Below are 13,106 nucleotides of genomic sequence, written 5' to 3'. Positions count from 1 at the left end.
GCTTTGGCATAATCTGCTGGTTTTCAACGCCCCGACTATCAGGATCTGCCAACCATGAAACTCGACGCCTTCGACCGCAAGATTCTCGCGGCGCTGCAACGCAACGGACGCTTGAGCAATGTCGAGCTGGCGGACGAAATCGGCTTGTCGGCCTCACCGTGTCTGCGCCGGGTGCGGATGCTCGAGGAGGCCGGGGTGATTCGCGGTTATCAGGCCAATCTCGATCGCGATGAAGTCGGGCTGGGACTGACGGTGTTTGTCGGGGTCAAGGTCGAGCGCCACAACGATGCACAGGCCGAGGCGTTTTACACCGCAGTGACGGCATTGCCGGAAGTGATTTCAGCATTTCTGGTGTCGGGGGAGTCGGATTTTTTGCTGCAAGTGGTGGTGCCGGATTTGCGTGCGTATGACCGTTTTCTCAGCGGCTGCCTGTTGAAACTGCCGGGGGTGAGTGACATCCGCAGCAACTTTGCGATTCACACGGTGAAGACGCCGGGGGCGTTGCCGCTGGGGCATCTTCCTGCCTGAGACCGAGTTGTCCCCAATCGCGAGCAGGCTCGCTCCCACATTGATCGCGATGCTTCTGAACAAACGCGATCAACTGTAGGAGTGAGCCTGCTCGCGATAGCAGACGCCCAGTCACCACATACTTTTTTGCTTACATCTGCGTCGCCATCCCCTCGACATTCATCGCCGCCTGGCGCAACGCCTCTGACCGCGTTGGATGCGGATGGCACGTCAACGCAATGTCCTCCGCCGAAGCACTGAACTCCATCGCCACGCAAAACTCGCCAATCATTTCACTCACGCTCGGACCGACCAGGTGTACGCCGAGGACTTCATCAGTGCGCTCGTCGGCGATGACTTTGGCAAACCCCTCGGTCTCGTGGTTGATCTTCGCCCGGCTGTTGGCGGTGAACGGGAATTTGCCGACCTTGTAGGCGCGTCCTTCAGCCTTGAGCTGTTCTTCGGTCTTGCCGACGCTGGCCAGTTCCGGTTTGGTGTAGATCACGTTGGGGATCAGGTCGTAATTGACCTCGCCGGCCTTGCCATGGATCTGCTCGACGCAAGCCATCGCTTCGTCTTCAGCCTTGTGCGCGAGCATCGGCCCGGAGGTCACATCGCCGATCACCCAGACCCCGGCGGCTTCGGTGCGATGCTGTTTGTTGGCGAGCATGCCGCGTTTGTCGGTGCTCAGGCCGACGTTCTCCAGACCGAGGCCCTGGGTGTACGGGCGACGACCGATAGCGACCAGCACGTAATCGGCTTCCAGCAACTCGGCAGTGCCGCCAGCGGCCGGCTCGACGCTGAGTTGCACACCGTTGGCGGAAGCGGTGGCGCTGGTGACTTTCGAACTCAACTTGAATGCGATGCCCTGTTTGCTCAGCGAGCGTTGCAGGGTTTTGCCGGCCTCGCCATCGACGCCCGGGCAGATGCGGTCGAGGTATTCGACCACGGTGACCTGCGCGCCGAGCCGCCGCCACACCGAGCCCAACTCCAGGCCGATAACACCGGCCCCGATCACCACCAGGTGTTTGGGCACTTCACTCAGGGAAAGCGCGCCGGTCGAATCAAGGATACGTTTGTTGTCGATCTCGACACCGGGCAGGGGAGTGGGCTCGGAACCGGTGGCGATGATGATGTCCTTGGCGGTCAGTTCGACTTTGCCGCCCTGATCGTCGGTCACCGTGACCTTGCCGGGGCCGTCGATATGGCCCCAGCCCTTGATCCAGTCGACCTTGTTCTTGCGAAACAGAAATTCGATGCCTTTGGTCAGGCCGGCCACGCTTTCGTCTTTCTGTTTCATCATTTGCACAAGGTTTAGCGTCGGTTTGACCTCGATGCCGAGGTTGGCGAATTCCGCACCCATCGCCGCATCGTAAAGCTCTGATGCATGCAGCAAGGCTTTGGACGGCATGCAACCAACGTTCAGGCAGGTGCCGCCGAGGGTTGCCCGGCCTTCGACGCAAGCGGCCTTGAGCCCCAACTGGCCGGCGCGGATCGCCGCGTTATAACCACCCGGGCCGCCGCCCAGAATCACTACGTCATAGTTGCTCATGTGCTTGCTCCTGATGGATGGATGCAGATCGCTAACGGTAGTTTCGGATAAAAATTACGAACGTAATATGTGCGTTTGCGGACATTTCGGTCAAGGCTTCAGCCAAGCGACAGGTTGGGCATCTTTGAATAAGCGTAATTGTGTACGAATATTTCACGCTTTTCGTTATATCGTAACGATATGCAGTGTTGGCTAATGAATTGGGGTGATATGCAAGTCGATCTGGAAGTGGATGGCACGCAAGTGGCCGCACTGCCGCGCTTTCAACAGGCGGCCGTGCAGAGCCGGCGTCTGCGCCGCTGGGCGATCGGCCTCGGCGGACTGGCCGGGGCAGGGTGGGTGCTGGCGTTCTTTGTCGGGCTGTTTGCCCCGCAATCATTGTGGCTGCCGCTGCTGGTCAATCAGAGCGCCGCGCTGCTGGTGCTGGTTGCCGGGCTGCAATCGGCGTGGTGGGTGACACAGTGGCGCTCGCGGGTTATCAATCCTGTGGTGCTGGCGCCGCTTGCCGTGGAGGAACAACCCGCGCCGCAAGGGTGGTATGAGCGGCTGCTGGATCGCTTGAGTCAGCGCGGTTTGCATTTGCTTGGTCAGATCGGCGCGGCGACGCTGTGGTTGGGGGGCTGGGCGCTGCTGACGGTGCTGAGCATCGAGCAAGTGTGGAACCTGACGTTGCCGGCCGCTGCGGTGGGTTTATCGGCAACGGTGGGCGCAGCGCTGGCATTGTTGCTGGCGTTCGGTCTGCTGGTGCTGGAGCGGCAACTGGCCCAGGAAAACCCGGCGCAATGGCCCGAAGCGGTTTCACTCGCGCAACTGACGCGTGTGGCGATCATTAGCCTGGTGCTAGGCGCACTGTGTTTGTTGTTCGCTGGCGAGAATGCGGTGTGGCCAGTTCGTGTCGCTGCCCTGATCGGTATCTTGCCGGGATTGGTCGCGATCGAGTTGTTATTGCGCGCCGTTCTTTCAGTGTTCAGCCCTCGTCGCGAGCAGCTTGAGCCGCGCCTGCTGGCGCGCAGTTTTGTCGCCGATATGTTGCGCTGGCCGCCACAACCTTTACTCGCGTTGCAGCATGAATTGCACAACCGTTTTGGCATCGATCTGCGCCAGATCTGGGCGTTCAGCTACATGCGCCGTGCTTTTCTACCGGTGCTGGTGCTAGTAGCCGCAGTGGGTTGGTTGCTCACCGGGATCCATGAAATTCCGCTACAGGGACGCGGTATTTATGAGCGCTTCGGCAAACCGGTGCAGGTATTCGGCCCGGGGTTGCACAGCGGCTTACCCTGGCCGCTGGGGCGGGTGCGGATCATCGAAAACGGCGTGGTGCATGAACTGGCCACCAGCGTCGGCGACAACCCGGTCCCGCTGCAAGCCGACCCTGCTGAGGGTCCGGCACCGATGACCGCCAACCGTTTGTGGGACGCCAGCCACGTCAACGACAAATCGCAAGTGATCGCCAGCAGCCGTGGCGATCAGCAGAGCTTGCAGATCGTCAACATGGACGTGCGCTTCGTCTATCGCATCGGCCTCAGCGATCAGGCCGCACTGGCGGCGACGTATAACAGCGCCGATGTGCCAACGCTGATTCGCAGCACCGCCAGCCGGATTCTGGTGCACGACTTTGCCTCGCGCACGCTGGACGGCTTACTTGGTCAAGACCGGGTAGGGCTGGGCGATGAGATTGGTCGCGCGGTGCAGCGTGATCTGCAAACACTCAACAGTGGCGTGGAGATTCTCGCCACGGTCGTCGAAGCCATTCACCCGCCGGCCGGTGCTGCCAATGCCTATCACAGCGTGCAAGCCGCGCAGATCGGCGCGCAGGCATTGATCTCCCGCGAGCGTGGCGCGGCGGCCGAGGCGAGTAATCAGGCGCAATTGCAGGCCAGCCTGGCTCACGATCAGGCCAGCGCCAATGCTCGGGAAATCAATGCTACTGCGCAGGCGGCGGATCTGAAATTCAGCGCCGAGCAAAAAGCTTACGCCAGTGCCGGCCAGGCTTTCGTGCTGGAGCAATACCTCGGTCAGCTCAGCCAAGGGCTGAGCAAGGCCAAGTTGCTGGTACTCGACCATCGTCTCGGGGGCAGCAGCAATGCGCCGACCATCGACTTGCGGACCTTCACGCTGCCGGCTGACCCGACGCCCGCGCGTACCACCGCTCAACCAGGAGTCGCCCATTGAGCCAGTCGCATACTCACGAACCGCATGATCACAGCGGCCACGATCATGGCAACGGCGGACATCACCATCATCATGGGCATCATCACCATCACCACGGTGCGCCGGAAGAGGCAGGGCCTTTCCCGTGGCGACGCATGAGTTGGGCCCTATTGCTGGTGGCGTTCGCCATCGCGGCGGCAAGCCTGGTGCAAGTGCGCTCGGGCGAGGCCACGGTCATCACGCGTTTTGGTAACCCTGCGCGGGTGTTGCTTGATCCGGGTTTGAGCTGGCGTTGGCCAGCGCCGTTCGAGGCGGCGATTCCGGTCGACTTGCGTTTGCGCACGACGTCCAGTGGCTTGCAGGATGTCGGCACCCGTGACGGCTTGCGCATCATTGTGCAGGCCTACGTGGCGTGGCAGGTGCAGGGCGATGCCGACAATGTGCAGCGTTTCATGCGTGCGGTGCAGAATCAGCCGGACGAAGCGGCGCGGCAGATTCGTACCTTTGTCGGCTCGGCGCTGGAAACCACCGCGAGCAGTTTTGATCTGGCGAATCTGGTGAACACCGATGCCAGTCAGGTGCGTATCGCCGATTTCGAAGCGCAGTTGCGCCAGCAGATCGATCAGCAATTGCTCGCGACGTATGGCGTGCGGGTTGTGCAAGTCGGCATCGAGCGTTTGACCTTGCCGTCGGTGACACTCACTGCCACGGTCGATCGCATGCGCGCCGAGCGTGAAACAATTGCCACTGAACGCACGGCGATCGGCAAACGTGAGGCCGCGCAAATCCGTTCCGCAGCTGAGCGCGATGCGCGAATTGTGCAGGCTGACGCGACGGTAAAAGCGGCAGAGATCGAAGCGCAGTCTCGTGTCGAAGCTGCGCAGATTTATGGCCGTGCTTACGCCAGTTCACCGCAGCTTTACAACTTGCTGCGCTCGCTGGACACCCTCGGCACCATCGTTACGCCGGACACCAAACTGATTCTGCGCACCGACGCCGCGCCATTTCGAGTATTGGTCGACGGCCCGCCGACACTCGACAGCAAATCCGGATCGCAGCCATGAATGATGAAGTTCCACGTGGAACATCTTCGCTGAACAGTCCATGGATTCAGGCGGGGCGTTTGGCATTTTTTGCCTTGTACGCGGTGACGATCCTGGCTGCATTGGTCTGGGTGTTTTCCAATGTGCGGCAAATTGATCCGCAAAATCGTGCCGTGGTTTTGCATTTCGGCGCGCTGGATCGCATCCAGAATGCCGGTCTGCTATTGGCCTGGCCGCAGCCATTCGAACAGGTGATTTTGCTGCCGGCAGCCGATCGGGTGATCGAGCGTCGCGTCGAGAATCTGTTGCGCAGTGATGAGGCGCTGAAGGCCGATCGGGTCGCTTCCTTTGCCACCCCCCTGAGTGATGCGCTGGCCGGATCCGGTTATTTATTGACCGGTGATGCCGGCGTGGTGCAACTGGATGTGCGGGTGTTCTACAAAGTCACTGATCCTTACGACTTCGTGTTGCAGGGCGAGCATGTCTTGCCGGCGCTGGATCGTCTGGTGACACGCAGCGCGGTGGCGCTGACGGCCGCACGCGATCTGGACACCATTCTGGTCGCTCGACCGGAGTTGATCGGTGCTGATAATCAAGCCGCGGAACGTCGGGAAAAACTGCGTGGCGATCTGGTGCAAGGCATCAACAAACGCTTGGCCGAGTTGAAGGCAGGCGGGCAGGGCATCGGCATCGAAGTCGCGCGGGTGGATGTGCAATCGAGTCTGCCCGATCCGGCGGTCAGTGCTTTCAACGCGGTATTGACCGCTAGTCAGCAAGCCGACAAAGCTGTGGCCAATGCACGCACCGACGCCGAAAAACTCACCCAGACCGCCAATGAACAGGCCGACCGCACGCTACAAGTCGCTCACGCGCAGGCTGGTGAGCGCTTGGCCAAAGCCTCAGCCGACACAGCCACGGTGTTGAGTCTGGCCAACACTACCGACCCGCAAATGCTCCTGCGCCTGTACCGCGAGCGCATGCCGAAAATACTCGGCCAGGCCGGATCGGTGACCACGGTCGACCCGAAAGACGATTCCCGTCTGATCATTCAGGGAGCCAGTAAATGACTGCGACCACCGCCGCACCGAGCCTGTTGTCTTCGGCAGAACAACGCCGTGCTGCACGGCAACTGACCTTGGCCATGCTTGCGCTGGGCCTGCTTGGTCTGGGTCTGATCTGGCGCTGGCAGATGCCCGAGCAAACCGGTGTCAGTCAGTTGCTGCTTGGGTTTGCATCTTTATTGGTTGGCGTGCCGGTAATGCGCTCGGCGTGGTACAGCCTGCGCTATCCGAGCTTGCACGGCATCACCGATCAACTGATTGCCCTGGCTATGCTCGGTGCATGGGCGACTGGTGACTTGCTGACAGCGGCGTTGCTGCCAATCATCATGATCTTTGGCCATGTGCTGGAGGAGCGCAGCGTCATCGGCTCGCAAGAGGCGATCCATGCCCTTGGCCAACTGACGCGCAGCCATGCGCGCAAGGTGCAAGTGGATGGCTCGATCATCGAAGTGGACAACGGCACGTTGAAAGCCGGCGACACCGTTGAAGTGCGCGCCGGTGATCGGATTCCCGCAGATGGTCGAGTGTTATCCGGTCAGGCCAGTCTCGACACTGCATCGATTACCGGTGAATCGGTGCCGGTCGAGACGGGTGTCGGCATGTCGGTGTTCGGCGGTGCGATCAACCTCGACGGTCTGTTGCGTATTGAAGTGACGCGCACCGGTGGCGAGTCGACGCTGGGCAAGGTCATTGCGTTGATGCAGAACGCCGAGCGCTCGAAACCGCCAATCACCCGGTTGCTCGAACGTTACGCTGGCAGCTATATGGTGCTGGTCTTGCTGCTGGCGGCAGTGACCTGGTTTATCACTCACGATGCGCAAGCGATGCTTGCGGTATTGGTCGCCGCTTGTCCGTGTGCGTTGGTGCTGTCGGCTCCGGCCACGGCGATTGCGGGTGTGGCGGTGGCCGCACGTCACGGCATACTGATCCGCAGTTCGGCGTTCCTTGAAGAACTGGCCGACCTGACTTCGCTGGTGGTCGACAAGACCGGCACCCTGACTTTCGGCACCCTGCGCCTGCAGTCGATCAATAATCCGTGTGCAGATTCGTCCGTGATCATCGCGCTTGCCGCCAGCCTTGGCGCGGCAAGCAGTCATCCGGTCAGTCGTGCGCTCGCAGGGTTGGTCAGTCAGGAAGAATGTTTGGCACTCAGTGATATCCACGAACGTCAGGGCCTCGGCGTAGTGGCCATGACCGCGCAAGGCGAAGCCGCGTTGGGCCGACCGGAGTTGTTCGCGCAACTGGGCATCACCACGACGACGGTTCCCGATCACGACGGTCCGATTGCCGGGTTGGCATTGAACGGTGCATTCCTCGCTTGGTTGTTGCTTGCCGACACGGTTAAACCGGAAGCGCGTTTTGCCCTCGACGAATTGCGCGAGTTGGGTCTTGGCCGGCAATTGCTGCTGACCGGCGATCGCCAAAGCGTGGCGCAATCGCTGGCCAGCGAGGTCGGCTTGCATGAGGTGCAAGCCCAAGCCCTGCCCGAGGACAAACTCAATCACGTACTCAAGGAAATCAACAATGGTTTCCGGCCGATGGTAGTCGGTGACGGTATCAACGATTCCCTCGCACTGAAGGCGGGCGTGGTCGGTGTAGCGATGGGCGCGGGCGGAGCGGACATCGCGCTGGCCTCAGCCGACATCGTGTTGATCGGCAGTGACCTGCGCCGTCTCGGTACATGTGTGCGGCTTAGCCGCCAGTGCCGCAGGACGTTGCAGGTCAATGTGATCATCGGCCTGGGCTGGACGCTGGCCATTGTCGTGTTTGCCGCTTTCGGTTGGCTGGGTGCCGCCGGGGCGATGATCGCCGCGCTGCTGCACAACCTCAGCACGTTGCTGGTCCTCGGGAATGCCGGGCGCTTGCTGCGCTTTCAGGAGCCGTTGCTCAAGCTCAAGAACGATCTTTGAAATTATTTTTCGATCCTCTGTAACGCCGTCGGGGCCGCTCTCTCTAGTGCTATGTCGGGACTGAACAACCTTCCAGCCGACACCCCTGACGATTACCGAGGATAATAAAAATGACCATCAAGACCGCTGCTGCTGGTGCCGCTCTCGCTTTGGCTGCCGCCACAATGTTTGCCGGTGTTGCCTCCAACGCGATGGCCGCCGATGCCAACGTTCACTGCTACGGCGTGACCGCTTGCAAAGGCCAGAACGACTGCAAAACCAAAGACCACGCCTGTAAAGGCATGGGCGCCTGCAAAGGCCAGGGCTTCAAGGCAATGACTCAGGCGGCGTGCGAAAAAGCCGGTGGCAAGGTCGGCGAATAACTGACCGGCAAGTGTTGCCGCAGTGGTTTGCGCCACTGCGGCCACTTTTTATCAGGAGTCCGCACATGTCCGCCTCTTTTCCTTTTCTGGGTTATGGCCTGGGTTTACGCAGTGCTTATTATCAACAGATCCTTGAGCAGTCGCCGGATGTCGACTGGTTCGAGGTGGTCTCGGAAAACTTCATGGTGCAGGGCGGCAAGGCTCTGTATTACCTCGATGCCTTCGCCGAACGCTATCCGTTGGTGATGCACGGCGTATCGTTGTCCATCGGCGGGCCGCATGCCCTCGATCCTGACTACCTCAAACAACTCAAACAATTGGCCGAACGCGTCCGACCGGCATGGATTTCTGATCACCTGTGCTGGAGCCGCGGCAATGCCCATCAGCTACACGATTTGCTGCCGTTGCCTTACACCGAAGAAAGCCTGGTCCACATTGCTGCTCGGGTGATGCAGGTTCAGGACATTCTGCAGCGCCCGTTGGTGCTGGAAAACGTCTCCAGTTACGTGCGCGGCGCCTCTGACGAATTCACCGAGTGGGAGTTTCTTGCTTTGCTCAGCCATGTGAGCGGCTGCGAATTACTGCTGGATGTGAACAATGTCTACGTCAGTTCACGTAATCATGGCTTCGATCCATGGGACTTCATCAGCAGCCTGCCCGTTGATAAAGTCCGCCAACTGCATCTGGCGGGGCACAGCGATTACGGCGATTACGTGATCGACACCCACGACCATCCGGTGAGCGATCCGGTCTGGGCGCTCTATCAACGCACACTCGAACATTTCGGCCCGGTGGCCACGTTGCTGGAACGCGACGATCATTTTCCGCCCTTCGAAGCGCTGCTTGATGAACTACAAACGGCCCGTCAGCTCGGGAACAAGGTTCTTGCGCGGAGGCAACCATGCTCCTGAAAGACTGGCAACTGGCGTTTGAAGCGTTTCTGCTCGAAGAAGACCCCAACGCGAATCCGACGTTGAGCGAGAGCCTGATCAGTGGCCCGACACTGGATGTCGGCACGGGACTGGCGATCTACCACAATGCTTACAAGGCGCGTTTGCTGGACGTGTTGCGCAATGACTTTCCCACGAGCCTGCACTGGCTGGGCGATGAGGAATTCGACCGCCTCGCAATGGCTTACATCTATCGGTATCCGTCTGCGCACTTCAGCCTGCGCTGGTTGGGTAAAGGCTTCGAAGGCTTCGTCCGCGAGCATCTGGTGCCGGAACAGAGCGCGCCGCTGGCCGAGCTGATTGCGCTCGAATGGGCCTTCACCCTGGCTTTCGATGCACCTGCCGCTGAGCCGCTGACAATTGAGGCCATGGCGGCCTTGGCTCCGGAGGAGTGGCCCGAATTACGCGTCAGAGCGGTGCCGTCCATGCAACGGCTGGAGTGCCGTTTCAACAGCCTTTCTTTATGGCGCTCGGTAAAGGAAGAAGCGCAATTCCCTGAAAGCGCGCCGATCGAAATCCCACAGATCTGTCTGATCTGGCGAAACCAGTTGATCTGCAGTTACCGCAGCCTGGATTCAGCCGAAGCCTCAGCTCTCATGGGCATACTCAACGGTGGCTGGAATTTCGCCGAACTGTGCGCCGAGTTAGCAGTCACTTATGGTGAGGGCGCGCCACTTCAAGCGGTTACCTGGTTGAAACAGTGGATACAGGATGGTTTGCTGGAGCGTCTGCAACGATAGACAAGGTTAATCAAATCGATAGCCTGCTATTTTTTCGGGATGGTCTACCCTCAGATCTGACGTCTGAAACAAGGGGGATTTTCCATGCTCGCGCAACTTCCACCGGCCTTACAGAATCTGCAGCTTCCGCTGCGCCTGCGACTCTGGGATGGCCATGAGTTCAATCTGGGGCCGGCGCCCAGCGTCACCATCGTGGTCAAGGACCCGACGATGGTCACCCAGTTTACCCATCCAAGCCTCGACACGCTCGGAGCGGCATTCGTTGAAGGCAAGCTGGAACTGGAGGGCTCGATCAGCGAGGTCATCCGGGTCTGCGACGAATTGAGCAACGCGTTGCTCGGCGAAGATGACGACAGTCAGCCAGTGCGTACCTTGCACGACAAGGAAACCGACGCCAAAGCCATTTCCTACCATTACGATCTGTCGAATGCGTTCTACCAGCTCTGGCTGGACAGCGACATGGCCTACTCCTGCGCGTATTTCGAAACCGGCAGCGAATCCCTCGAGCAGGCGCAACAAGCCAAATTCCGCCACCTTTGCCGCAAGCTGCGTTTGCAGCCGGGTGACTATCTGCTGGATGTCGGTTGCGGCTGGGGTGGGCTGGCCAGGTATGCCGCGCGGGAGTTCGGGGCGAAAGTGTTCGGCATCACCCTGAGCAAGGAACAGCTGGAACTGGCCCGCGAGCGGGTCAAAGCCGAAGGCCTGGAAGACCAGGTCGAACTGCAATTGCTCGACTATCGCGACCTGCCTCAGGACGGGCGTTTCGACAAGGTAGTCAGCGTCGGCATGTTCGAACACGTTGGCCATGCCAACCTGGCCGAGTACTGCAAAACCCTGTTTGGCGCGGTGAAGGAGGGCGGTCTGGTGATGAACCATGGCATCACCGCCAAGCACACCGACGGCCGCCCGGTGGGACGTGGTGCCGGGGATTTCATTGAGAAATACGTCTTCCCCAACGGCGAATTACCGCACCTGGCGATGATATCGGCCGAGATCAGCGAAGCCGGTCTGGAGATTGTCGACGTCGAAAGCCTGCGCCTGCACTACGCGCGCACGCTGGACCACTGGAGTGAGCGGCTGGAGGACAACCTGGAAGCCGCTGGCAAACTGGTGCCGGATCAAGCGCTGCGTATCTGGCGTCTGTACCTGGCCGGCTGCGCTTATGCGTTTGCGCGCGGCTGGATCAATCTGCACCAGATCCTCGCGGTGAAGGCGCATGCGGATGGCAGCCATGAACTGCCGTGGACGCGCGACGATATCTACAACCCTTAACCGCTAAGCAGTCCTTTTCTTACCGGTGAGGGCTTTCATAGAATCGGTGAAATAAGCCGGGCGATCCGCATGCCGACCTGTTGCAGGCGGTGGATCTCCCGGCTTTCTTCTTTGGCGACCTCGTAGGCTTGCGCGAAATCGGCGCTGAGCATGTTCTCCACGCTGGCGGCGAAGTCACTGTCGACGGTCAGCAGCATCACTTCGAAATTCAGCCGGAACGAACGGTTGTCCAGATTGGCGCTGCCGATCGCGCTGATCTCGCTGTCGATCAACACCACTTTCTGATGCAGGAAACCGGGTTCGTAGCGGAATACCCGTACGCCGGCGCGCACGGCTTCAAAGGCGTAGAGACTGGACGCGGCGTAAACGATGCGGTGATCGGGACGCGACGGCAGCAGCAATCGCACGTCGACGCCACGCAATACGGCCAGCCTCAGTGCGGCGAATACGGCTTCGTCCGGAATGAAATACGGGCTGGTGATCCACACCCGTTCGGTCGCCGCGTGGATCGCTTCGACAAAGAACAACGAGCAGGTTTCGTAGGCATCCGCCGGGCCGCTGGCGAGCAATTGGCAGAGCACGCCGTCATCCGGGTACTCGTCAGGCAGGATCAGTGGCGGCAGTGCGCGCGCAGCCCAGAACCAGTCTTCGGCAAAGGATTCCTGCATGCAGGCGACCACCGGGCCACGTACCTTCACATGCGTATCGCGCCAAGGTGCCAGCGGTGGTTTTTCACCCATGTATTCATCGCCAACGTTATGCCCGCCGACAAACCCGACCACTCCATCGACCACGACGATCTTGCGGTGATTACGGAAGTTGACCTGAAAGCGATTGAGCCAGCCACTGCGTGTGGCGAAGGCTTTGACCTCGACGCCGCCATCACGCAACGTCTGCACATAGCTGTGGGGCAGGGCATGGCTGCCGATGCGGTCGTAAAGCAGATGGATGGATACGCCTTCAGCGGCCTTCTTCAGTAGCAGATCACGCAAACCCTGACCGAGCCTATCATCGTGGATGATGAAAAACTGAATCAGCACGGCTTCTCTGGCTTGATCGATGGCGTGGAAAATCGCCTCGAACGTGGCTGCACCGTTGACCAGTAATTGCACTTCGTTATTCGCCAGACACGGCATGCGTCCGAGTTTGGGCATTGCGCGTAACGAAGCGTAGGCATTCGAGGCACGCGCGGTCAGCGCTTCTTCCACCCACGGACGCCAGTTCAACTCGGAGATGGCCTGACGCATCTGTTCGTTGGCCTGGCGTCGTGCCTTGATGTAACCATCAAAGGTGCTGCGCCCGAACACCAGGTACGGAATTAGCGTGAGATAGGGAATGAAGATCAGCGACAATGCCCAGGCGATCGAGCCTTGAGCCGTGCGCACGGTGAGCACCGCGTGAATTGCGGCGATCAAGCCGAGGGTGTGTATCAGGGCGATCAGATAACCGAAAATGTGTGGTCCAAAATAATCCATGGGGCAGCCTTGCTCCGGAAGATTCAATGCTTAACAGACCATGTTCTGCCGCGAATGTCGCTATTTAATTGGGGCATGAACCG

The 13,106-nt window shown here is 59.9% G+C and carries 11 protein-coding genes; 9 read left to right on the top strand and 2 right to left on the bottom strand.

The window, feature by feature from the left end:
• Nucleotides 1–54: 54 nt before the first annotated feature.
• Entirely contained in the window at nt 55–528 is a 474-nt protein-coding gene (locus AB4O11_RS08310) for an Lrp/AsnC family transcriptional regulator (protein ID WP_095119717.1), read from the top strand.
• A gap of 130 nt (nt 529–658) precedes the next feature.
• Here AB4O11_RS08310 and lpdA read toward each other — a convergent pair whose 3' ends face one another.
• On the bottom strand, nt 659–2,059 hold the full coding sequence (gene lpdA / locus AB4O11_RS08305; protein ID WP_116254194.1) for a dihydrolipoyl dehydrogenase: 1,401 nt from the start codon (nt 2,057–2,059) through the stop codon (nt 659–661).
• Nucleotides 2,060–2,269: 210 nt separating this feature from the next.
• Between lpdA and hflK (AB4O11_RS08300) the strand changes: the two genes are divergently transcribed.
• From hflK (AB4O11_RS08300) to cfaB, 8 genes are all read left to right on the top strand, one after another.
• Nucleotides 2,270–4,231, top strand: coding sequence for a protease modulator HflK (gene hflK / locus AB4O11_RS08300; protein ID WP_460130448.1), 1,962 nt, complete (start codon nt 2,270–2,272; stop codon nt 4,229–4,231).
• Nucleotides 4,228–5,274, top strand: coding sequence for a protease modulator HflC (hflC, locus tag AB4O11_RS08295; protein ID WP_095049602.1), 1,047 nt, complete (start codon nt 4,228–4,230; stop codon nt 5,272–5,274). The genes hflK (AB4O11_RS08300) and hflC overlap by 4 nt, the downstream gene beginning before the upstream one ends.
• Nucleotides 5,271–6,320: a protease modulator HflK gene (gene hflK / locus AB4O11_RS08290; RefSeq protein ID WP_460130447.1), complete on the top strand. Its 1,050-nt coding sequence runs from the start codon at nt 5,271–5,273 to the stop codon at nt 6,318–6,320. The genes hflC and hflK (AB4O11_RS08290) overlap by 4 nt, the downstream gene beginning before the upstream one ends.
• Entirely contained in the window at nt 6,317–8,224 is a 1,908-nt protein-coding gene (locus AB4O11_RS08285; RefSeq protein WP_460130446.1) for a heavy metal translocating P-type ATPase, read from the top strand. The genes hflK (AB4O11_RS08290) and AB4O11_RS08285 overlap by 4 nt, the downstream gene beginning before the upstream one ends.
• 110 nt (nt 8,225–8,334) lie before the next feature.
• Nucleotides 8,335–8,586, top strand: coding sequence for a BufA2 family periplasmic bufferin-type metallophore (bufA2, locus tag AB4O11_RS08280; protein WP_093429581.1), 252 nt, complete (start codon nt 8,335–8,337; stop codon nt 8,584–8,586).
• A 65-nt stretch (nt 8,587–8,651) separates the two neighbouring features.
• The gene (gene bufB / locus AB4O11_RS08275) at nt 8,652–9,497 is read left to right on the top strand and encodes an MNIO family bufferin maturase (protein WP_093429582.1); all 846 of its coding nucleotides are present in this window, start codon (nt 8,652–8,654) and stop codon (nt 9,495–9,497) included.
• Nucleotides 9,488–10,276: an HvfC/BufC family peptide modification chaperone gene (locus AB4O11_RS08270; protein WP_460130445.1), complete on the top strand. Its 789-nt coding sequence runs from the start codon at nt 9,488–9,490 to the stop codon at nt 10,274–10,276. Before bufB ends, AB4O11_RS08270 begins: the two co-directional genes overlap by 10 nt.
• Before the next feature lie 84 nt (nt 10,277–10,360).
• Entirely contained in the window at nt 10,361–11,548 is a 1,188-nt protein-coding gene (gene cfaB, locus AB4O11_RS08265) for a C17 cyclopropane fatty acid synthase CfaB (protein WP_116254199.1), read from the top strand.
• 35 nt (nt 11,549–11,583) lie between these two features.
• On the opposite strand, the gene cls is transcribed toward cfaB, so the two are convergent.
• Nucleotides 11,584–13,023, bottom strand: a complete 1,440-nt coding sequence (gene cls, locus AB4O11_RS08260) for a cardiolipin synthase (RefSeq protein WP_320336108.1) — start codon at nt 13,021–13,023, stop codon at nt 11,584–11,586.
• Nucleotides 13,024–13,106 lie beyond the last annotated feature (83 nt).

This window comes from Pseudomonas sp. H1_D05, from assembly GCF_054682705.1.
This window is presented reverse-complemented; position numbering and strand designations above follow the sequence as displayed.